Raw genomic sequence first — 21,280 nt, 5'->3', positions numbered from 1 at the left:
TCCATGAGTAACCCCACACTTACCCGACAATTGGGATTGATCGGATTGGTAGCCACAGGGGTCTGTTCCATGTTGGGTGCATCGATCAATGTGGTCCCCTTTATGATCCAAAGGCATGTTCCAGAGATTGGTCCCTATGTTTTGTATGCATTTATTTTTGCTGCTGTTCCGGCTTTGTTGGCTGCAATGGCTTATGCAATTTTAGCTACAGCCATGCCAAGGGCAGGTGGAAGCTATATTTATGCAAGCAGGGGATTGAATCCCTATTTGGGCTTTGTGGCTAGTTTTTCCCAATGGTTTGGATTGTCTATTGTGATAGGAGTTGTGGCTTATGTGACCATTCCGTTTTTCAGGGACATTTCAAAAGCACTCTCTTTTGAAGGCCTTGCCGTAATCTTGGATTCAGGCCTTGTGCGGGTAAGTCTGGCAATGTTATTGGTTTGGATTTTCGTTTATGTCAATATCAGGGGAGCAAAATTGTATGAAAAGACGGTTATTCCTTTGATGATCCTGATGTTTTTGCTCGGTGGGATAGTGATTGTGGCAGGATTCAGTTTTACGCATGTGGATTTCTTTAAAGCCATATTGGAAAAAGAGGGTAATGTCATCCCAAATCTTCCAACTTCGGACTTCCAACTTCGTAACTTCCTTTCAGCTTCAGCACTGCTTTTCGCAAGTTTCATCGGTTTTGACAGTATCGCCCAAGCTGGTGGCGAGGCCAAGAATCCAACGAAGAAGATCCCTTTGGCCATTGGCTTGACTATCTTGATTGTGGGTGGATATTATATGCTTTTCACAGGTGCTGTTTACCATGCTGTGCCTTGGAATTTTGTAGCAGAGGAATCACTTAAAAAAGATATTACTGCACCGGGGATGATGAGTTATTTGCTTCCTCCGGGTTTGACAGTCGCTATCATTGCAGGAGCGGCTATAGCGCTGATCAATGATTTGCCTGCGATGCTGTTATCCGTTTCAAGGCTGATGTTTGCATGGGCTGAGGATGGCATTTTCCCAAAATCAATCACTAAAATCCATAAGGATTACCATACTCCCTATTTGGCAATCATTCTCAGTGGCGTGATGGCAAGTGTCGGGATATTGGGGAGTCATTTTGCCGGGGATTTCTTTTTGGGAATAGATATCATGGTAACTTCTATGATGGTCAACTTCTTGCTGATGTGCATTACTTTACTGAGCATTGATAGGATAAATCCCCAACTTGCAAGCGAAATTAAATTAATGAGGAACCCTGCTTTAAGAAAATCAATCGGGTGGTCAGGAGCCTTGGTTTTGGTCTTTTTCCTAGTTATCCACACTTGGAAAGACATCCAAACAGATGCCGGAGCATGGTACTTTCACTCTACTCCTATTTGGTTGATTGTAATGGGAATTGCATCCACGATTTTCTATTTTAAATTTGCCCAAATGAAAAGAAAAGGAGTTGATGTCAAATCTCTTTTTTCCAAATTACCTTGAAAAACAAAAATGATGGATTTATACACAGACCTTGCCCATGACCTCAGGATCTCCAAAGTCCTGGCAGGCCTTTGGCAGATTGCGGATATGGAAAAAGAAGGGAATATCCTTGATCCAAAAATCACCTCGCTGGAGATGGTACCTTATGTGGAAGCCGGATTGACTACTTTTGATATGGCAGATCATTATGGATCTGCGGAAGTTATCGCAGGCACTTTTTACAATCAGCATCCTTTGGGTAAAAAATCACAGCTCCTGACCAAATGGGTGCCAAAACCCGGGAAATCCAGCAAGGAAGATACCCGTGCAGCCATCCAATTATCCTTGGATAGGCTTCAGGTTGAAAAAATTGATTTGTTGCAGTTTCATGCTTGGTCTTATCCTGATGCCACATGGTTGGATCAGCTTTTTTGGCTTTCCGAATTGAAAGGGGAAGGACTGATCAAACATATCGGGTTGACAAATTTTGATGCCGCGCATCTCAGGGTAGCATGCGCCACCGGTATTCCTGTAGTTTCCAATCAAGTATGTCATTCTTTGATCGACCAAAGGGTTTCAGGGGAAATGGCTCAGGTCTGTAAGGAATATGGGGTGAAAATTTTGGCTTTTGGGACTTTGGCAGGAGGATTTTTGTCAGACAAATGGTTGGGAAAAACAGAACCAGCTATTGAAAGCGGTGCCACTTGGTCACAGATGAAATACAAGAGATTTATTGACGTTGCCGGAGGTTGGGAGAAGTTTCAAGACCTGTTGGAGAATGTGGATAAAGTGGCGAAAAAGCATCAAGTCTCAATAGCCAATGTGGCTACCAAGTACATCATGGAACAAGAATATGTAGGGGGTGTAATTATAGGAGCTAGATTGGGACAAAGCATTCATATTGAGGATACTAAGAAGTTGTTTTCATTTGAATTGGATGATGTGGATAAGTCAGTTATCCACAATACCCAATCACAATTATTTCCAGTTCCCGGGGACTGCGGGGATGAATACCGAAAACCCCCTTTTCTCACAGCCTCGGGGGACTTAAGTCATCACTTGCAAGAGCTGCCCAAACCTTATGAGGTCATAAATGGAGCTAATGGAAGTTTGCAAGTATTCAGCGGGACAGTTTGGGAAGGAATGGCCGGTTACAGCCGGGCAACAAGAAGAGGAAACAGGATTTCTGTATCGGGGACAACGGCAACTCATGGTTCCAAAATGATCGGTGGAACAGATGCAGCTGCCCAAGCACATTTTGTGTTTGATAAAATTGAGGCAGCCATTATTTCTTTGGGAGGAAAAATGGAGGATGCCATTCGAACGAGAATATTTGTCAACAAGATTGAAGATTGGGAACCTGTCGCCCGTGCCCACGGACAGCGCTTTTCCCACATTCAGCCAGCAAATACTTTGGTAGAGGCCAAATTGGTAGGTAAAGGGTATTTGGTGGAGATTGAGGCGGAGGCGGAGGTCTTGTAAAAGTTTCAAGGTACGACGTAATCTCTAGTGTCAAATTCTAGATTGTACATTTTAGGAGACTAATAAGTTTTAAGGGATTTATTTATGAACTACAAAAGAAACAAAAGTTAACAAAAGAAATTGGTAAACTTTTGTTTCCTATTGTCACTTTTCCCGAATTTCGGGACAAGTTGTGGTTCCAATAATTTTATTGATATATAATCAAATTGGGAAATAATTTGAAAGCCAGATTGTTAAGTTTGAAATAAAGTTTTAAAAATGAATATCATGAAATCGAGCCTGCCTGAGGCAGACAGGTTCGGGACAAGCTATCCCGTACTCGGGACAAGTTATGACCATTGAAAAGAAAATTATAAGCATATGAAAGCAATCTGTTTTAACCTCTTACTCTTCGTTTGTTCTACTTCGGTTTTTGCTCAGGAAAGTGAAAAACCTATCCCAGATCCGGTGGTTTTTGAGACTACCCTGCAAGGGACTTTTCATGGGAAAAGCTTCAGCTATAAAGCGATCGCAGGAGAGACTTATCTGAAAAACCCAGAAGGTGAACCATCAGCCTCCATTTGGTCGACTGCCTATGTCAAAGATGAACCGAATCCGTCAAAAAGGCCGGTAACTTTTATCTTCAATGGTGGTCCGGGTTCAGCCTCTGTATGGTTGCACATGGGAGTTTTTGGTCCGAAAGTAGTTCAGGTAGATTCAGATGCCAAGGATGATGATGGTGGCGCTCCTTTCAAAGTTATCAACAATGATTTGGCCTTATTAGATATCACGGATTTAGTCTTTATTGATCCTGTTGGGACAGGTTATAGCCAGGTAATAGGTAAGGGAAAAGTTGAGGATTTTTGGGGATTGAAAGAAGATGCTAACTCCATTGCCCTATTTATAAGAATGTGGATAACTCAACATCAGCGTTGGCAATCACCCAAATATATTGCTGGAGAAAGCTTTGGAACTACGAGAGCCGGAGCAGTTACAGCTGCTTTGGAAGGAGGAGGTCAGACTATGGCCTTGAATGGATTGATATTGATTTCCCAGGCTTTGGATTATCAGGGGAGTACATCCGTTCATGACAATATCGCTTCTTATTTCACTTATTTTCCGACCATGGCAGCGACGGCTTGGTACCATGGCAAAGCTGGACAGGGCAAAGATTTAAAGGATTTTGTGCAGGAAGCCAGAGAATTTGCCTACAATGATTATTTGCCAGCTTTGTATAAAGGTAATCAGTTATCCACAGAGGATAAGAAGAAACTATCAGAAAGAATTGCTCATTTTCTGGGCTTGGATCCTGAATATGTGCTGCGTTCTGACAATAGAATCCTTACCTCTAGATTCAAAAAGGAGCTTTTGAGATCAGAGGGAAAAACCATAGGAACTTTAGATGGCAGGTATTTGGGTGAGGAAGGAGATCAGACTGCGGATAGACCTACTTTGGGGGATGCTTCAAGTTATGCGATTGATGCAGCATATACCGCAGCTTTACAGGATTATTTTGCCAGAACTTTACAGATAAAAATGGATAGACCCTATCTGACCTCTAACAATAAGATATATGGCAAGTGGAACTGGAAACCTGTGCCTGATGGTACAGGCTGGGAACCATCCTTTGTAAATGTTGCAAGGGGATTGGGCGAGTCCATGAGGAGAAACAAAGACCTGAAGGTCATGGTAGCCAATGGTTATTATGACCTGATCACGCCATTTCTGGATGCTGAATATACCTTTGCCCGGCATGACATTCCTATGGATAGAGTGGATATGTTCTACTATGAAGGTGGTCATATGATGTACAACCATAGACCTGATTTTGAGAAGTTGGTGGAGGATATTAGGGGGTTTATAGCTAAATGAGTTATCGGTAAAAAAAATTGAAAATATTTCTCCCTAAATCTTACCTGTTGTAATCGAGAAAATATATGATTAATATTGATAGATGGAATCAATTAAGATCGAAATATTAAATCCAAAAGCCTTTGAAATGATTGAATTGATGCAGGATTTAAAGTTGATCAAAGTTAGCGATGATCCTGTTTCAAACCTGAAAAAATACCTAGAATATATGCGCTCGAATTCTGATTCTGCTCCAAGTCTTGAAGAAATAACTGAAATTACAGAGCAGGTAAGGTCGGAAAGGTATGGCAAGAAATAAGCCGATCAGGGTGAAGGGTTAAAAGAAATGCTATTTGCTTTTGATCCTTTTATAGATTTTGTGGAAATAAAGAGTGAGGTTAACATTTGTAGAGACCCAAAAGATGATTTTTTATTGGGATTGGCAAAAGATGGGAAAGCAGATTTTATAATTACTGGAGACAAAGATCTTCTGGATTTGGTAAAATTTAGAAAAACAAGAATCATTACAATATCTGATTTTCTGGATATCAGCCTTGGCCTCTAGCCTATTCACCATACTTGATCAAAAACTCAGGATTAATAGCCTTAAAACTGACTCTTCCTGTATTGAAGCTTTCAATAGACAATAGCAGATCCATTTTTTCCAGATGGGGACGTATGACGATTCCTTCGGCCCATACATCTTTGCAGATCAAACTTTTGACAGTGGCTTTTTTGACGATGGATTCTATGTCATTTTCAAGTTTATAGTCAGCTTCCACGATCGGCACTATGGGCAGATCCAATTTTCCCATCAAATCCAAAAAGTCTTGGTACGGATAATATTCGAACTTGTCTATATCGAAGGCATTGAAAAGCCTGACTGTCTGTCCCCTTAATCTGAGTTTGTTGTCCTGAATACCCTCGCCAATCAACTCCCCCTGAATGGCGATGTTTTTATTAATATTCCTTAACTTCTCCTCCACATTCAAATCTCTCGCTACCTTCCAAAAGCTGTTCTCATCATCTTCATACAGTTCCATATTTCGGCTGCAAACCCCAAATTCATTGTCTTTCATAAAATAGGTAGCTGAACTGCCATCAAGTTTTTCGCTGACATAGCAGGATACACCTTGGTACTTGTCCAAGACTTTTTGCAGGATCTGCACCCTGGTTTCGTCAGTTTTCGGGATAAAGGAAGGAAACTTACCTTTGACCTTTCCGCTGAGATAGGCAGGAATGGGCGGTTCGTATTTAATGATGCCGAGGGTTTCGGTCACATCCAAATCTTCCTGAGGTTCGATATGGTCAGGTAGGATGGTCAATGGAAAGCATATTCCCTGCGAGACCTGTCCTCTTAACCTGATTGTCCTGATGCGCATACCCCGAGGTTTCAAAAATTCGAATTCAGGCCTATCAGGTAACAAACTGTCTATCTCACAATAGACTGACAAATCTCCCACTTTGTATTCCCCTTTTTTCACCACCAATTGCCAACCCAAGACCGTAGCTTTTTCTATGGCATCTGCTCCTTCTATTGGTTCCAGGGATTTGATTCGTTGGATGCTTGCTAGTTTTCTCATTTAATAAATTAATTTAGATAAAATTAAAACATCAATTCTATCTTAGGTATTAAATTAGAATTTAATTCTTCAATCAGGATTGTATTCTATTTTTTTAAAATATTCAGTAAAGTATTCCTACTGACCATCGCTTTTTATACTTCCAACGCAACGCTGAAAACTGATCACTGAATTTTGGACAAGACCTCAAAAGCCTCATCCCCTGGCCTTGGGGCGTTGACATCAATGATTTTATTGTCTTTTCCGATTATCAGGTAGCGGGGAATACCCCATACCTTGAAATATTGCATGATTTCAGCCTGAAAGCCCATTCCGGCAAAAAGGTGGGTTCCCCTCATGGGATTTTTGCTTAGGTAATTTCTCCAAGGCTCCTCCTTTTCATCAATGGAAATGTACATCAGAACCACGTCTTCCCTTTCTCTCAGCTTCGTCTCAAACTCAGGAGTTTTGGTCCTGAAAGTATTGATACAGGGTCCGCACCAACTCGCCCAAAGATCGAGGTAAATGATCTTATCTTTGAAATCAACCAGACTTACCTGATTTCCTTCCAGATCAACAAAAGAGAAATTTTTCACTTCCGCCCCGGCCCTTAGTTTTTCTATCGAAACCAATCCTTTTTCCAGATTACTATTATGAATGGATCGGGGATAATCATGCATAAATTCCTCGACTTGATTTTTATTAATATCATAACCACCTGTCAGCATCATCATGTCATTCTGTATCAAGGCCGCCATAAACATTTCCTTTTTTGGTTCTCCAAGTTCTTGGATAAAAGCCGCTACTTGCTCATTGGGCATACCAAATGGAATCCCCAGTGCAGCATGCACACTCATCATCATGGACCTTGCGAGATCGTCTGAGAGTTCCAAAATAGAGGTTTCAAGCCCTGTTTCTCCAAAATACTTTTCCAGAAAAACCAGTTTTTCTGAAGTATCCAATTCTTGCCCTCTATCCAAATAAAGATCCCCCAATTGCACAAGCATCGTATTTGTAAAAACCTGAGCGTCTTTCTTTTCAGAATCTTCCAGCCCAGATGAATTTTCTTTTAAATATGCATCAAGCTCTTTTTTGATCTGCTTTACAAAATTGATATAATCCTCAGCCGGAGGAAGTTCATCGACATCATACAAAACTGCTGCAACTTTTCCATAAAGGTCATTTTGGACATAATTTTCAAGCCCGTTCATATAATCCAGATAAGCTTGTGTGGGCGCTTGGCTATAAGAGTTAGATCCTAGAAGGATACAAAATAAAGATAGGAATAGAGACTTTTTTATCATGGGTATAATACTCATTTATGAGATAAGGGTTTGATTTTACAATTAAACTTAAATTTTAAAATTAAGAATCAGTTTTAGATTTATTGCTATTTTTGGAAATATAGACGCTATTATTTCATCCTAACATCTCAAACCATGAAAAAATTGTTCTTTTCCACATCACCATATTTCCAAGACTTGGGATTGGCCATCCTGAGGGTTTCAACATCTCTGATGCTGGTCACCCATGGCTGGGCCAAAATTGAAAACTTTAGTGAAAGGCTGACCACATTCAGTGATCCCATAGCACTAGGCCCTGCTGTTTCTTTACAATTGGTCATTTTTGCTGAATTCTTCTGTGCGATTTTATTGGCACTTGGCTTTCTATCAAGGTTATCACTGATTCCTTTGATCATCAACATGGCAGTGATATCTTTTGTTGTCCATGGAAATGACCCTTTTTCCAATCAAGAGAGAGGCTTATTGTTTCTGGTCATCTTTATTTTCTTAATGTTTTCCGGTCCAGGAAAATATTCTGTTGATGCGCAGATCATAAAAAACAGATCTTATTGATTCCAATCTCCAATCTCTCCATCCCTGACTAGAAAAAAACGGCTTTCTGCCGCTATCCCTGCCAGAATTCCTTTTGACCTTTCGGGCCTAGCATCGGAAATGAACAACTGGCCAAATCTATGGTCAGCCACCAAGTTCATCAGCTTCTCGATCCTATTGTCGTCCAATTTGTCAAAAATATCATCGAGCAATAAAATCGGTTTGGTTTTTTTGTGGGTCAAAAATATCTGAAACTGCCCCAGCTTCAAGGCAATCACAAATGATTTCTGCTGTCCTTGAGAGCCGAATTTTTTGATGGGATAGCCTGCGATTTCAAAAACAAAATCGTCTTTGTGGATACCCATATTGGTCCTTTTCAAAAAAAAGTCCTTTTGGGCGCTTTCCTTGAATTCATTTTCGAAGTCTGCACCCAGACATTGCGTTTCATAGGCTACCCCTATCTCTTCCTGATTGTCGGAGATGATGTTGTAAAACTCCTTCAAAATAGGATAGTATTCATCGAGAAAGGATTGCCGGGCAGCAGCTATTTTCTTGGAAAGGCTGATAATCTCCCTGTCATAAGGCTCAATAAATGACCGGTCCCAGCGACCTTTGTCTACAAACTGCTTGATCAATGCATTTCTTTGTTTTAGAAAATGCTGATACCTGACCAGTTGATCCAAGTACTGCTTATCCATCTGACAGAGCATATTGTCAAAAAACCTCCGCCTCTCCTCACTGCCATCCTTGATCAACCCGGTATCATCAGGTGCAATCATCACCACCGGCAATAAGCCCACATGGTCACTCATTTTATCTATTGCTTTCCCGTTTTGTAAAAGCTGCTTTTTCTTTCCGCTTTCAAAAATACAGCGAACCTCTATTTCCTTTCCTTCCAGATCAAAATCACCAAAAACCGTGAAAAAATCTTTGTCATGTAGGATATTGAGCATGTCCACACCATTGATGGCACTTTTGGTAAGGCATAGGTAGTGAATGGCATCCAATAGATTGGTTTTACCGCTTCCATTGATGCCTACAAAACAATTGATTTCATTGGAAAACTGTACCTCGGCCTTCGGATAATTCTTAAATTGTTGGAGGCGGATATTTTTCAGGTACATGATGCCTAATCTGTAGGGTTTTTGACTATTTTCGCAATTGGCCTTAAATTTCAGCCCTTTTGATTATATTTGAGGCCTAATTTAGCATATTTTATTATAATCGATATGGCAAAAAAGAGCTCTGCTACCAAAGCAAAAGCAAAATATTCAAAAGAAACTTACACCTTTTGGTACGAAAGCATGCTGTTGATGAGGCGGTTTGAAGAAAAAGCAGGTCAACTATATGGACAACAAAAAATAAGGGGTTTCTGTCACTTATATATTGGACAGGAAGCCTGCGCATCCGGTGCAATCACCGCCTTGGAAAAAGACGATAAGTGGATCACCGCTTACAGAGACCATGCCCATCCACTTGGTTTGGGAACTGACCCGGGGGCGGTAATGGCCGAACTTTTTGGCAAAGCCACAGGCACTACCAAAGGGAAAGGTGGTTCCATGCACATTTTTGACAAAGAAAGAGGATTTATGGGCGGTCATGGCATCGTGGGCGCACAGATACCCATGGGATTGGGAATCGGTTTTGCAGAAAAATACAAGGGCACCAAAAATCTCTGCATCTGCCATATGGGAGATGGAGCTGTCAGGCAGGGAGCTTTTCATGAAGCCTTGAATTTGGCAATGCTGTACAAAACCCCTGTCATTTTTGTGATTGAAAACAACGGCTACGCCATGGGAACGTCCACAGCGAGAACTTCCAACGTAACAGAACTCTACACCCTTGGTGAAGCTTATGATATGCCTTCATTCCCTGTAGATGGGATGAACGTGGAAGCGATCCATGAAGCCGTAGTAGAAGCTGCCGAAAGAGCCAGAAAAGGCGATGGACCAACCTTGTTGGAATTCAGGACTTACAGGTATAAAGGTCACTCCATGTCAGATCCTCAGAAATATAGAACACGTGAAGAAGTTGAGGAATACAAAGGACGTGATCCGATCGAACAGGTAAAGAAAACCATCCTGGACAACAAAATCCTGACAGAGGAGGAAATATCAGCAATAGATAAAAAGGTCAAAAAGCAAGTAGAAGATGCAGTGAAATTCGCCGAAGAATCCCCTTGGCCTGACGGACAAGATGCCTTCAAGGATGTATACATGCAGGAAGACTATCCTTTTGTGATGGAGTAAGATCCTTTATTCAAATATTTGAAAACCATCGTTACGGAAGTGACGGTGGTTTTTTTGTTATGGATTTTTAATTCGTTTAAAAATTCATGAAATTCTTGGCCTCCTTCCAATTTTTATCCTTTACTTCAATCTCCTGCGTTATCTATCTCCATCCCAATTTGGATTTCAATAAAAGAAAATTAACTTTGCGGGCGGAAAATTTTAAAGAATGGCTAAGAAAAAAACAAAAAAGGCTTCTGAAGTAGAGTATGAGCTTTTGGAAAAACCTGAAGAGATTGCAGGCAGACTAGAGAGAGGGGAGCTTTTTATCAAAAAGAATTCAAAAATTTTTGGTGGAATTCTGATTGTAGGTATTTTGCTTATTGCAGGGATCCTCTATTTCCAGATTGACAAACAGAATAAAAATGAAAAAGCACAGGCTGAAATGTTTCAGGCAGTGTATTATTTTGAGCAGGATAGCACTGAATTGGCGCTAAACGGAGATGGTTCAAATGTCGGTTTACTAAGAATTGTCGACAAGTATGGTGGCACAGATGCAGCCAATATGGCTCATTTCTATATCGGATCAATTTATTTGTCAAATGGAGAATTTCAAAAAGCAGCCGATCACCTGAAAAAATTCTCTTCCAGTGATTTCTTTGTTCAGGCAAGGGCTTATTCCCTGGTAGGTGATGCCTATTTGGAGTTGGGGAATACCAAGGATGCAATTGCGCAATACAAAAAAGCCATTGACCACAAAGAAAACAAATTCTTTGCCCCTAGGTATTTGAGCAAATTGGCCATTGCTTATGAAGAAGCAGGTGACTATGACAATGCAATCAAAACCTACACGATTATAGAAGACAAGTATTTTGAGTCTTTTGAATTTACTAACGCACGAAAGCATAAAGCGCGCTTGGAAGGCCTTGCCTCTAAGTAATGCTTTGATCTATTCAGGCATTCTAAAAGGAGTAAGGCGAAAGTCTTACTCCTTTTTTATTTATACCCCATCAAACACCTCAATTTATGGCAACCTCATTAAAAAGCTTAAGTCAGTATTCAGACAAAAATTTGCTGGATATGTCAAAGAAGAAATTTGGCATTGTAGTCTCTGAATGGAACGATCAAGTGACCGAGTCATTGTTCACAGGTGCAGTTGAAACGCTGTTGAAGCATGGCGTGAAGAAAGAAAATATTTTCAGGAAAAACGTTCCTGGGTCCTTTGAATTGACACTGGGAGCACAATGGCTGGCAGAATTAAAGGAAATTGATGCAGTAATCTGCTTAGGCTGTGTCATCCAAGGAGAGACCAGACACTTTGACTTCATCTGTGATGCTGTCGCCCACGGGATTACCAATGTCGGATTGAAATTCAATAAGCCTGTCATTTTCGGAGTTCTTACTCCTGACACACTCCAACAAGCCCTGGACCGCGCCGGAGGCAAACATGGCAACAAAGGCGATGAAGCCGCGATCACGGCGATTAAGATGCTGGGATTTTAAAATAGATGTGAGATTCTAGACGTGAGACGTGAGATGTAAGACACAAGACTCAAGACGTAAGATTTGGAGGTTCTTTTTGGATTATGGTTAGCGGTTAAAAGTTAATGGTAAACATCTCTTTAACCTAAATTCTCTTCCCAAAAGACACAAGTCCCAAATTTTGAGAAAGCCTTCTTGGTTCCCCGATACTCGGGGCAGGCTTTGTTTCTTGGTTCTAAAATCTCCCATCTTATGTCTTATGTCTAACATCACATCTCGCTTCTCGCATCTAAACTCTCGCTTCTAAAGAAAAAACCAAACCTATTCACATACCATGAAAATAATGAAATTCGGAGGCACCTCAGTAGGTAAGCCCGAAAGAATGCATCAGGTCAAAGACTTGATCACAAGAGACAACGATAGGAAAATTGTTGTGCTATCTGCTCTTTCCGGTACAACCAACGCCCTTGTTGGAATCGGTGAAGCATTGGCGGATGCCAATAAAGACCTTGCCAAAGAGCGGATTGATGTGCTTCACAAACACTACCTTACTTTTTATAAAGATCTCGTGAAGACTGATGCTGCCAGGTCAAAAGCAGAAAAAATCATCAAAGAACACTTTGAATTTCTCAATATCATTCTCAAAATTTCATTTAACGAGGCTATAAACAGAGATATTCTTGCACAGGGAGAATTGCTGTCAACAAAACTCTTTTATACACTATTACAGGAATTGGAAATTAATGCCGTATTCCTTCCGGCTTTGGATTTTATGAGCATTGATGAAAATCATGAACCTGAACTGAAAAAGATTTCTGAAAAACTAAAAGTCATACTTACCAATTATCCTGAGGATGGCATTTTTGTTACCCAAGGCTACATCTGTAAAAACCACAGAAATGAAGTAGATAACCTCAAAAGAGGGGGTTCGGACTATTCCGCTTCTTTGATAGGTGCGGCCATCAACGCCGATGTAGTCGAAATCTGGACAGACATTGACGGCATGCATAACAACGACCCGAGGATCGTAGACAAAACCCGTCCTATTGCCCAATTGTCCTTTGACGAAGCGGCGGAGTTGGCTTATTTCGGAGCAAAAATCCTCCATCCTGCATCCATTTGGCCTGCCCAGCAATATAATATTGCCGTCAAATTATTGAATACCATGGAACCTGACGCCCTTGGCACTACTATCACAGCCAAAGAAATCGGTTCCGGTGTTAAAGCCTTGGCTGCCAAAGACGGCATTACCGCCATCAAGATCAAATCCAGTAGAATGTTATTGGCCTATGGTTTTCTCAGAAAGGTATTCGAGGTATTTGAAAAGTATAAAACTTCAATCGATATGATCACTACTTCCGAAGTGGCTGTGTCTGTCACCATTGATGACCTTTCCTACCTTAATGAAATTGTAAAAGAACTAGAGGGATATGGTACAGTGGAAGTTGACCAAAATCAGGCCATCGTATCCATAGTGGGCAATATGATTGCTGAATCCAAAGGTACCGTCGCCAATATCATGGATTGTCTTCGTGAATACCCCTTGCGGATGGTTTCCTATGGTGGCAGCCGTCATAACGTTTCCATTCTGGTAGATGCTCAATTTAAAAATGACGCATTGAAGAGCTTGAATGAGGGTCTGTTTGAATGGTGAGAGAATGGAAGGATGTAGGGTATTAAAAGGTACAAAGTACTATGTACCAAGTACCAAAAAGGGGTTAGTATTTGATAAGGGTTCTTCGTTCAGAATGTCCGACATTTTGAAAATGTTCAGAAAAGGGGAATGACATCAAGTTAACCGTCATCCCGAGTCCCCAACATTTTAGAAATGTTCAGAAAAGGTAATGACATCAAGTTACTTGCTAGGTTGCCGTCATCCTGAGGCACGAAGGATCTCCAGAGGTCCTATTTATGTTAATTCTATCATTTACTGATCCTCGAGAGATGCTTCCTTAGTCAGCATGACGCAAACCGCCATGGCATTCGGGCTTGACAAACTCTACATCAATGAATATTTCTTTACAACCTCGCCATCCACCTGGCCAGCAAAACCTCATGGACCAGATATGCCTCATCATCCACCACTACCAATTCTGATTTTTGCAGGGATTTTAGGGCGGTGTTTACTGTGCTTGCAGCTCCTAGTCTGTGTTTTTGGATAAAGTCTTTGCTTAAGGGATTGTATAAAGGCTCTTCTTTGGCGATGGCCTTAAATACATTCCACTGGGTTCGGGTCAGCATTTTGGAGAAATTGGCGAACATCCCTTGCTGTTGTTCCAATATGTCCTGATAGATTTTTTGAATATGTTCATCCCTGACTTGGGAATATTGTGAATAAAGGTAATTACACACCAACTGTATGGTAAAGGTCTGCCCCCTGGCCCAGGTATAAATCATTTCTATTTGTTCATTGGAAATACTTTTCCCTTTAGTTTTGAAATGACCCTGAATGAAAGGAATGTACTTTTCCAAAGATATGGGCAAGAGTGACATCAATTGTGCACTCTGATAAAATGGGCGGCTATTTTCCGCAAACATTTCTACCATCATGGTCCGATGACTTCCACATAAAATGAACCTGATGTCAGGAAACTGCTGGGTCCATGCCCTGAATAAGGCCTCGGCATTATCCTGCTCGTGATGCGCTACCTGTTGGAATTCATCAATGGTGATGACGATCTTCTTTTTTCTTTCCCTGAGAAATTCACCCAATGCATGCAAGGAATGCTCCTCCGTACCGGGCTGTCTCATCCCCAAGCTCAATTCTGGTGCTCCACTATAGGGGTCAAAACTGATGGTCGCCCCCATCATTGACAACAGTTTTTGCATGGCTGCCGAAAACCCTATTTTGGTTTTTCCATATTTATCATAGATCCCTGACGTGATTGTCTTCACGGCATCTTCAATGGTATGTGTCGCCAAAAAATCCACATACAATGTTTCATACTTCCCTGTGTCCTCCAATTCTTCAAAAAACCGCTGGATCAAAGCGGATTTCCCAAGCCTTCTCCAAGCATACAAAACGACATTTCTGTCATTATCTATATGATTTTGAAGCTTATCTAAATCATCTTCCCTATCACAGAAATATTTTTTTCCATGATAGGTATTGAGTACAAATGGGTTACCGGGTGGTTTCATTGACATCTTGCTTATTGATTTTGTATTCTCATTACGTACATTGCGTTACGTAATGTACGTAACGTAATTTGCGTAACGCAATGTACGTAACAAATTTAGAAATACAAATTTTGAAAGTATAATCTCTTTTAGTTTTTAAAGCTCTTTTTCCCCAAATTCGGGCATGAAAATAATCTCTCTGTTGGTATTGGCAATACTCATTTTTCAAGGAGTATCCGCGCAGGAAAAATATATAACCCTTTTTGAGCAAACGGAAGGGAAGGAGACACCAATCTATTCTGAAGTAATCCAATACTTTCAAACGTTGGCCAATGATTTTAAAGAAGTCAAAATGGTGGAAATGGGAATGACGGACAGTGGATTTCCACTCCATGTCCTGTTATTTGACAGACAGGAAATATTTGACCCTAAAAAATGGCATGAGGCAAACCGGTTGGTGCTATTTATCAACAATGGGATTCATCCAGGCGAGCCTGATGGTATTGATGCTTCGATGATGTTTTTGAGGGATATTCTCTTGAACAAAATAGAGGTTCCTGAAGATCTTGCGATGGCCATAATCCCTGTTTACAACATCGGGGGCCATCTGAACAGAGGCTCTTTCAGTAGGGTCAACCAAAATGGACCAGAGGAATTTGGCTTTAGGGGCAATGCCAGAAACTTTGATCTTAACAGGGACTTTATCAAAGCCGACACAAAAAATACAAGGTCATTTCAACAGATTTTTACGTGGCTGAAGCCACAGCTATTTATCGATACCCATGTCAGCAATGGCGCAGACTACCAACATGTGATGACATTGGTTTCTACCAGTCATGACATGTTGGGAGGAGAAATGGGCAACTATTTAGATCAGGAACTGCATCCAAAACTCTACAGTGGGATGAAATCCAAAGACTTTCCCATGGCTCCCTATGTCAATGCCTGGGGAGGAAAACCTGAGGATGGATGGGCACAGTTCAAGGACAATGGCAGGTACAGCAGCGGTTATGCTGCGCTTTTTGGAACTTTGAGTTTTATGCCGGAGACGCATATGCTGAAACCATATGACCAAAGGGTAGCCTCCACCTATGCCCTGATGGAGACCTTTATGGAAATCATCCGGGAAGATGCTACAAAAATCGTGACCAAAGCCGATGCTGACCGGAAGGAGAAAAGGGAGCAAGAGGAATTTTGTTTCAATTTTATATTGGACAGAGACCAGCACAAATTGATAGAGTATATGGGTTATGAATCAGGTCAAAAGCCTTCTGATATCTCCGGATTGCCAAGATTATACTATGACCGAAGCAAGCCATTTACCAAAGAAGTCAAATTCTATGACACCTATACTGCAGGATTGAATATCAAAAAACCAGAAGCTTATATCATTCCGCAGGGTTGGTTTACCGTCATAGAAAACCTTCAAAGAAATGGTGTACAAATGGATGAAATCAAGAATGATACAGTTATTCCGGTGACTATCTATCATGTTGCAGATTTTCAGACCGCACAGCGACCTTACGAAGGCCACTACCTGCATTCCAATACTCAAATTATACTATCCCACGCTATGATAAACTTTCGGGCAGGTGACCTGATGATTCCCATGAATCAGGAAGCCAACCGCTATATCATGGAAGTATTGGAACCTCAATCGGAGGACAGCTTCTTCAATTGGAATTTCTTTGACACTATCTTACAGGCCAAAGAAGGTTATTCTGCCTATGTATTTGAAGATTTGGCTTCGGAATACCTGAAACAAAATCCGGAGGTGAAAAAAGAACTGGAAGAAGCCAAGTCCAAAGACGAGGAGTTGGCAAAAAGTGGGCCTGCCCAATTAAGATGGGTTTACGAACATTCTCCATGGAAGGAAAAGGAACATAACCGGTACCCGGTGTATAGGGTGGAAAAATGATGGCCATAATTCATCTAAAGGTTATTCCTCAAAAAAAATAGATCATAGGGTTAGAAGATATTTATGGATACTTAATATTTGTTGATATTTGTGACCCTATATATTTTCATTCTCATGACCAATACATCCAATCAATCCTTCCTCCAAAAACTCCAATCCAAATGGAACCTGAAAAGTCTCCGACAGGTGGTATTGGTCTTGATTGTTTTTGCTCTGACCGGATTTACTATTCTTTTTATCAAGAAACCTATTTTTGACTTTTTGGGAATAAGCATGGAAAGGGGTGGGTTTTGGAAAACAGTGCTTTACCTGCTGCTTGTCCTTCCCCTTTACCAGATTATCCTTTTGATGTGGGGATTTGTCTTTGGACAATTTGACTTCTTTTGGGAAAAGGAAAAACAATTTTTGAGAAGAATCACAGGTCATAGAAAGTCTGAAAAAGAAGAATAAATTCAAATGATTTCTAGGATCTGCGCTCCCTAACTGACTAAAAAGGTTATCCTTACAACCTTTCCATCCCAAAACATATAGCAGGACTATCATGTTTTTCCTTTACAAATCGGACAAAAAAAGAAGCTTTGTCTTCCACCTCCCATCTTATTGTTTAGATTTGCAGGTTAGATAATTGAATAGATATTTTCCATGGCAAAAAAGAGAGGCACTGCTCTTGAAGAACACGAAAAGCGAAAGCTGAACAAACAAAATCTGAATAAACTTGGTGGTATTTTTAGGTTTGTTCTACCCTATAAAGTAAATTTTTTACTGGGGATGGCATTTCTGCTTTTTTCAAGCTTGACCTTATTGACATTCCCCTTCGTTGCTGGGAAACTGATTGATACTGCTTCAGGAGAGACTTGGTTGGTAAATGACATCAATAGTATTGCATATATTTTATTGGGAATATTATTGGTACAAAGTATATTTTCATTTTTCAGAGTGTGGTTGTTCGCAAAGGTTTCTGAGCGCAGTATGCGGGATATCAGGATCTCATTGTACGGTCAACTTGTACAACTGCCCATGACATTCTTTGACAAAAGAAGAACCGGAGAATTGATTTCCAGAATCACCGCTGACGTCAGCATGCTTCAGGACACCTTCTCTGTGACTTTGGCAGAATTGTTCAGACAGATTATTACCTTACTAGCAGGGGTGGTCTTTTTGATGGTGACGACACCAAAGTTAACATTGTTTATGTTGGCCACTTTCCCAGTTTTGGTGATTATCGCAATGGTGTTTGGGAAATTTATCCGAAAACTATCTAAACAAGCCCAGGATGAACTAGCTGCTGCCAATGTCATTGTAGAAGAAACCTTGCAATCCATCATGACTGTAAAATCATTTGCCGGGGAGGAATACGAATCCAACCGCTACAGAAAAGGCCTAAATCGAGTTGTGGATGTGGCTTTAAAGGCAGCCGGATTCAGAGGGGCATTCATCTCATTTATCATTTTTGCTTTGTTTGGGGGTATTGTAGCTGTGATGTGGTATGGGGCAACGCTTGTCGCATCAGGTGAGATGACTGTTGGAGACTTGGTTTCTTTTGTCCTGTACACAACTTTTATCGGTGGGTCCATCGCCGGTTTGGGAGATATTTATGGACAGATTCAAAAAGCTATTGGGTCTTCTGAAAGGGTTTTGGAGATTTTGGATGAAGAACCGGAAATATCGACAGCTGACTTTCAAAAAGTCCGGATGTCCGGGGATGTTCAATTTGAGCAGGTTGGCTTTAATTATCCAACCAGGCCTGAACTAGAGGTGCTTAAAAATATCAATTTACATATCCCGGCTGGAGAGAAAGTGGCCCTTGCCGGACAGAGTGGTGCTGGAAAATCTACCATCATACAGTTGCTGCTTAAATTTTACCCTGTAGAAAAAGGTGCTATTCTGGTGGATGGAATAAAGATATCAGATTGGAATCTGAAACAGCTACGTTCGAATATCGGCATTGTTCCGCAGGAGGTTTTGCTTTTTGGGGGCAGTATCAAAGAAAACATCGCCTATGCCAAGCCTGATGCTACAGAAGAAGAAATTATAGAAGCTGCCAAAAAAGCCAATGCATGGCAATTTATCAGCAGATTTCCGGAAGGTTTGGAAACAACTGTCGGTGAACGTGGGATCAAACTCTCAGGAGGCCAAAGGCAAAGAGTGGCCATAGCGCGTGCCATTTTGAAAGACCCTGCTATTTTGATTTTGGATGAGGCAACTTCTTCCTTGGATGCCGAATCTGAAGCATTGGTACAGGAGGCTTTGGATGAACTGATGAAAAATAGGACGACCATTATCATCGCCCACAGACTTGCCACCATCCGAAAAGTTGACAGGATCTATGTACTCAAAGATGGGGAAATCGTCGAGGAAGGAACTCATGAAACTTTGGCTGTACAGGAAGATGGCTTCTATGCCAATCTGGTTCGGTTGCAGTTTGCGGAGTGAAAAAAGTTACAAAACTCTCCAAGGGTTTTAAAACTCTTGAAGAGTTAGACGAATAACATGACCTTTTTTTCATAAATTATTGCCCCTACTCTTGTCTTCACGAGCAGCAAACCCAGTTAAAATAAAGTGCGCGTGCCAGCAGAATCCTTCAATTCTCCAAGATTTTTATCCTAATAAACCCCAACTCATCCTCCACATTTTCATGGAGCCAAATGGCGCCACCTTTGGCAAAATGGGAGCTTGAAGGTGATTTTATATAATCATTGATTTTTGTCTCTCCTATCATTTGAAGGTCATTATCAAATATGGTCAGGAACACATCCGCATTCTCAAATTCACCATCGGGATTCATTTTGGAAATATGAGACAGCCTGTAATATCTATTATTTGGCTCATCAAACAAAAATGGACCAAACTCAATTTGGCTATTCATTTTTCCATATTCAGCACCCATTTCTTCTTGAGAACTGACCAATGTTTTGAAATTGGCCGTTTTGCCATTTGGTGTGAGTTGACTTTCAAAATTCCTTCCGATAACCGTATCCTCCTTCGACTTGTAGATGATGACTTCATTGAAAATACTATTGCTGATGATTAAATCCTCATTCCATGGATGAAAATCGATAGAAGGATGTAGAGTCATCATACCGCGTCCTTCCATTTCCATGTGAATTTGAAAGTCTTTGAGTTTTTCAAATTGTGGGATTTCTATCCTCTTTACCGTGTTGTCAGTGGTATTAACCTTTGCAATGAAGTTACTATGTTCGGGATGATTAGAAATCCGGGTGTAGAATTCGTCTTTGCCTTTTGTAAAAGTATAGCCCGGAGATAAATCTTCACCTTCCTTCAATTGTTCCCCCTCAAATTTTTGATTTCTAAAGTTAAATTCCCAAATTCTTTCACCTTTTTCATTGACTATCAAACTGTTCATGAAACTTGAAAAGGCATATTCATCCTCGGATATATAGGTAAAAAAGTTAAGGAAAGTACCCAAACCATTTGGCCCATCTTTTTCAAATTGAATTTTTCGGACCAATTCCAGATTCTCAAGGTCAATCATTTCCAACAGATATTGTTTTTCATCAAACTTGTAAAGATATCTCTTATCCTTACTTAGGTCGGACATATACAGGTTGGAACCTGCCATCAGGATTTCTCCTTTGGAATCCACCATCATGGTATCAATCTTAACCGTAAAATCAATAGAACCATTACCAGTACCTTTTTCCCCATCTTTACCACAGGACCATAATACCAACAGCCCGAATATAAAAGTTAGCTTTCTCATTTTAAATGTGTTTCCCTAAAATTAAAACCAGAACAGATATCAAGCAAGGCTTTAGTTATTTTTTGCAGTGATTTTCAACTAAGCGTTTTTTTTTCGTACTCTTTTTATACCTTTCCCCTGAAACTGAAATTCAAAAGAAAATGAAGAAACTAAATTATTTTTTATTGGCAATATTAACTACCGCCTTCTTCTCCTGTATTGAGGATAAACTTCCTGATTTTAGTGAATGTAAAGATTCAGGGTCATTGTCTCATCTTCAAACAGAATTGTTGGGCACATGGGAATGGCAGTTTATCATGTGCTGTCCTGAATCAAATGAAGGAATGAAAAAAGATTCGAATGCATATTTAGGAACCAAAATCACCTTTTTTAATGATGGTACAGGTAAAAAAGAGGACAAATCAGGAATTGAAGATTTTTCATGGTCCCTAAAAACAGTTGATACCAATTATTTCGGGATTGATTCAGATCCTGTTTTACACTCAATATTTGGAAGATTATTTATATGTAATGACAATCTGTGGGCAAATGACAGTTATCGTGATGGTGCTGACAATTACTTCAACAAAATCATAGAAGCTCAAATGAAGCCTAAATGAATTAAATCAGCCAAATCTGCGTCATCAGCGTTCCATCAAATCACAAAA

19 protein-coding genes are annotated in these 21,280 nt (G+C 40.5%); 14 read left to right on the top strand and 5 right to left on the bottom strand.

What is annotated here, in order from left to right:
• The first annotated feature begins 3 nt into the window (after positions 1–3).
• The 5 genes from ACEW8U_RS08735 (at position 4) to ACEW8U_RS08715 (ending at position 5,332) form a co-directional block, all read left to right on the top strand.
• A complete protein-coding gene (locus ACEW8U_RS08735; RefSeq protein WP_373521660.1) occupies positions 4–1,476 on the top strand; it encodes an APC family permease in 1,473 nt (490 codons plus the stop codon).
• Positions 1,477–1,485: 9 nt separating this feature from the next.
• Entirely contained in the window at positions 1,486–2,937 is a 1,452-nt protein-coding gene (locus ACEW8U_RS08730) for an aldo/keto reductase (protein ID WP_373521659.1), read from the top strand.
• A 360-nt stretch (positions 2,938–3,297) separates the two neighbouring features.
• The gene (locus tag ACEW8U_RS08725) at positions 3,298–4,788 is read left to right on the top strand and encodes a S10 family peptidase (RefSeq protein ID WP_373521658.1); all 1,491 of its coding nucleotides are present in this window, start codon (positions 3,298–3,300) and stop codon (positions 4,786–4,788) included.
• An 82-nt stretch (positions 4,789–4,870) separates the two neighbouring features.
• On the top strand, positions 4,871–5,086 hold the full coding sequence (locus ACEW8U_RS08720; RefSeq protein ID WP_373521657.1) for a hypothetical protein: 216 nt from the start codon (positions 4,871–4,873) through the stop codon (positions 5,084–5,086).
• A gap of 27 nt (positions 5,087–5,113) precedes the next feature.
• Positions 5,114–5,332 carry a putative toxin-antitoxin system toxin component, PIN family gene (locus tag ACEW8U_RS08715; protein WP_373521656.1) on the top strand — a complete coding sequence of 73 codons (219 nt, stop codon included), beginning with the start codon at positions 5,114–5,116 and terminating at the stop codon, positions 5,330–5,332.
• Between the two features lies 1 nt (position 5,333).
• Here ACEW8U_RS08715 and ACEW8U_RS08710 read toward each other — a convergent pair whose 3' ends face one another.
• Positions 5,334–6,350, bottom strand: a complete 1,017-nt coding sequence (locus ACEW8U_RS08710; protein ID WP_373521655.1) for an RNA ligase (ATP) — start codon at positions 6,348–6,350, stop codon at positions 5,334–5,336.
• A 164-nt stretch (positions 6,351–6,514) separates the two neighbouring features.
• Complete coding sequence (locus ACEW8U_RS08705) at positions 6,515–7,540, bottom strand: TlpA family protein disulfide reductase (RefSeq protein WP_373521654.1); 1,026 nt, start codon at positions 7,538–7,540, stop codon at positions 6,515–6,517.
• Positions 7,541–7,768: 228 nt separating this feature from the next.
• On the opposite strand from ACEW8U_RS08705, the gene ACEW8U_RS08700 reads away from it, so the two are divergent.
• Positions 7,769–8,185, top strand: coding sequence for a DoxX family protein (locus ACEW8U_RS08700; protein WP_373521653.1), 417 nt, complete (start codon positions 7,769–7,771; stop codon positions 8,183–8,185).
• On the opposite strand, the gene ACEW8U_RS08695 is transcribed toward ACEW8U_RS08700, so the two are convergent.
• Positions 8,179–9,288, bottom strand: coding sequence for a DNA replication/repair protein RecF (locus tag ACEW8U_RS08695; RefSeq protein ID WP_373521652.1), 1,110 nt, complete (start codon positions 9,286–9,288; stop codon positions 8,179–8,181). The genes ACEW8U_RS08700 and ACEW8U_RS08695 overlap by 7 nt on opposite strands.
• 105 nt (positions 9,289–9,393) lie before the next feature.
• Here ACEW8U_RS08695 and pdhA point away from each other — a divergent pair, with 105 nt between their 5' ends.
• The 4 genes from pdhA to ACEW8U_RS08675 all read left to right on the top strand — a co-directional run bounded on the left by pdhA (position 9,394) and on the right by ACEW8U_RS08675 (position 13,528).
• Positions 9,394–10,413, top strand: coding sequence for a pyruvate dehydrogenase (acetyl-transferring) E1 component subunit alpha (pdhA, locus tag ACEW8U_RS08690; protein WP_373521651.1), 1,020 nt, complete (start codon positions 9,394–9,396; stop codon positions 10,411–10,413).
• Between the two features lie 208 nt (positions 10,414–10,621).
• Positions 10,622–11,332 (top strand): tetratricopeptide repeat protein, encoded by a 711-nt coding sequence (locus ACEW8U_RS08685; protein WP_373521650.1) that lies wholly within the window; start codon positions 10,622–10,624, stop codon positions 11,330–11,332.
• An 86-nt stretch (positions 11,333–11,418) separates the two neighbouring features.
• Positions 11,419–11,895 (top strand): 6,7-dimethyl-8-ribityllumazine synthase, encoded by a 477-nt coding sequence (gene ribH, locus ACEW8U_RS08680; RefSeq protein ID WP_373521649.1) that lies wholly within the window; start codon positions 11,419–11,421, stop codon positions 11,893–11,895.
• A 313-nt stretch (positions 11,896–12,208) separates the two neighbouring features.
• Positions 12,209–13,528: an aspartate kinase gene (locus ACEW8U_RS08675; protein ID WP_373521648.1), complete on the top strand. Its 1,320-nt coding sequence runs from the start codon at positions 12,209–12,211 to the stop codon at positions 13,526–13,528.
• Positions 13,529–13,893: 365 nt separating this feature from the next.
• Here ACEW8U_RS08675 and ACEW8U_RS08670 read toward each other — a convergent pair whose 3' ends face one another.
• On the bottom strand, positions 13,894–15,021 hold the full coding sequence (locus ACEW8U_RS08670) for an ATP-binding protein (protein ID WP_373521647.1): 1,128 nt from the start codon (positions 15,019–15,021) through the stop codon (positions 13,894–13,896).
• Between the two features lie 157 nt (positions 15,022–15,178).
• Here ACEW8U_RS08670 and ACEW8U_RS08665 point away from each other — a divergent pair, with 157 nt between their 5' ends.
• The 3 genes from ACEW8U_RS08665 (at position 15,179) to ACEW8U_RS08655 (ending at position 19,345) form a co-directional block, all read left to right on the top strand.
• Positions 15,179–16,912 carry a M14 family zinc carboxypeptidase gene (locus ACEW8U_RS08665; RefSeq protein WP_373521646.1) on the top strand — a complete coding sequence of 578 codons (1,734 nt, stop codon included), beginning with the start codon at positions 15,179–15,181 and terminating at the stop codon, positions 16,910–16,912.
• A 114-nt stretch (positions 16,913–17,026) separates the two neighbouring features.
• The gene (locus ACEW8U_RS08660) at positions 17,027–17,362 is read left to right on the top strand and encodes a DUF6787 family protein (RefSeq protein WP_373521645.1); all 336 of its coding nucleotides are present in this window, start codon (positions 17,027–17,029) and stop codon (positions 17,360–17,362) included.
• A gap of 192 nt (positions 17,363–17,554) precedes the next feature.
• Positions 17,555–19,345 (top strand): ABC transporter ATP-binding protein, encoded by a 1,791-nt coding sequence (locus ACEW8U_RS08655; RefSeq protein ID WP_373521644.1) that lies wholly within the window; start codon positions 17,555–17,557, stop codon positions 19,343–19,345.
• A gap of 148 nt (positions 19,346–19,493) precedes the next feature.
• On the opposite strand, the gene ACEW8U_RS08650 is transcribed toward ACEW8U_RS08655, so the two are convergent.
• The gene (locus tag ACEW8U_RS08650) at positions 19,494–20,633 is read right to left on the bottom strand and encodes a DUF4221 family protein (protein WP_373521643.1); all 1,140 of its coding nucleotides are present in this window, start codon (positions 20,631–20,633) and stop codon (positions 19,494–19,496) included.
• Positions 20,634–20,773: 140 nt separating this feature from the next.
• On the opposite strand from ACEW8U_RS08650, the gene ACEW8U_RS08645 reads away from it, so the two are divergent.
• Positions 20,774–21,232: a hypothetical protein gene (locus ACEW8U_RS08645; RefSeq protein WP_373521642.1), complete on the top strand. Its 459-nt coding sequence runs from the start codon at positions 20,774–20,776 to the stop codon at positions 21,230–21,232.
• The last annotated feature ends 48 nt before the right edge of the window (positions 21,233–21,280 follow it).

Source organism: Aquiflexum sp. (assembly GCF_041751335.1).
Lineage (GTDB): Bacteria > Bacteroidota > Bacteroidia > Cytophagales > Cyclobacteriaceae > Aquiflexum.
This window is presented reverse-complemented; position numbering and strand designations above follow the sequence as displayed.

Excerpts from the sequence above, each read along its gene's own strand:
- ACEW8U_RS08645 (WP_373521642.1), top strand. The coding sequence starts at position 20,774 with ATGAAGAAACTAAATTATTTTTTATTGGCAATATTAACTACCGCCTTC.
- ACEW8U_RS08710 (WP_373521655.1), bottom strand. The coding sequence starts at position 6,350 with ATGAGAAAACTAGCAAGCATCCAACGAATCAAATCCCTGGAACCAATA.
- ACEW8U_RS08725 (WP_373521658.1), top strand. The coding sequence starts at position 3,298 with ATGAAAGCAATCTGTTTTAACCTCTTACTCTTCGTTTGTTCTACTTCG.
- ACEW8U_RS08695 (WP_373521652.1), bottom strand. The coding sequence starts at position 9,288 with ATGTACCTGAAAAATATCCGCCTCCAACAATTTAAGAATTATCCGAAG.
- ACEW8U_RS08700 (WP_373521653.1), top strand. The coding sequence starts at position 7,769 with ATGAAAAAATTGTTCTTTTCCACATCACCATATTTCCAAGACTTGGGA.
- ACEW8U_RS08720 (WP_373521657.1), top strand. The coding sequence starts at position 4,871 with ATGGAATCAATTAAGATCGAAATATTAAATCCAAAAGCCTTTGAAATG.
- ACEW8U_RS08685 (WP_373521650.1), top strand. The coding sequence starts at position 10,622 with ATGGCTAAGAAAAAAACAAAAAAGGCTTCTGAAGTAGAGTATGAGCTT.
- ACEW8U_RS08670 (WP_373521647.1), bottom strand. The coding sequence starts at position 15,021 with ATGTCAATGAAACCACCCGGTAACCCATTTGTACTCAATACCTATCAT.
- ACEW8U_RS08650 (WP_373521643.1), bottom strand. The coding sequence starts at position 20,633 with ATGAGAAAGCTAACTTTTATATTCGGGCTGTTGGTATTATGGTCCTGT.
- ACEW8U_RS08675 (WP_373521648.1), top strand. The coding sequence starts at position 12,209 with ATGAAAATAATGAAATTCGGAGGCACCTCAGTAGGTAAGCCCGAAAGA.
- ACEW8U_RS08655 (WP_373521644.1), top strand. The coding sequence starts at position 17,555 with ATGGCAAAAAAGAGAGGCACTGCTCTTGAAGAACACGAAAAGCGAAAG.
- ACEW8U_RS08715 (WP_373521656.1), top strand. The coding sequence starts at position 5,114 with ATGCTATTTGCTTTTGATCCTTTTATAGATTTTGTGGAAATAAAGAGT.
- ACEW8U_RS08660 (WP_373521645.1), top strand. The coding sequence starts at position 17,027 with ATGACCAATACATCCAATCAATCCTTCCTCCAAAAACTCCAATCCAAA.
- ACEW8U_RS08730 (WP_373521659.1), top strand. The coding sequence starts at position 1,486 with ATGATGGATTTATACACAGACCTTGCCCATGACCTCAGGATCTCCAAA.
- ACEW8U_RS08665 (WP_373521646.1), top strand. The coding sequence starts at position 15,179 with ATGAAAATAATCTCTCTGTTGGTATTGGCAATACTCATTTTTCAAGGA.
- ACEW8U_RS08735 (WP_373521660.1), top strand. The coding sequence starts at position 4 with ATGAGTAACCCCACACTTACCCGACAATTGGGATTGATCGGATTGGTA.
- ACEW8U_RS08705 (WP_373521654.1), bottom strand. The coding sequence starts at position 7,540 with ATGAACGGGCTTGAAAATTATGTCCAAAATGACCTTTATGGAAAAGTT.
- pdhA (WP_373521651.1), top strand. The coding sequence starts at position 9,394 with ATGGCAAAAAAGAGCTCTGCTACCAAAGCAAAAGCAAAATATTCAAAA.
- ribH (WP_373521649.1), top strand. The coding sequence starts at position 11,419 with ATGGCAACCTCATTAAAAAGCTTAAGTCAGTATTCAGACAAAAATTTG.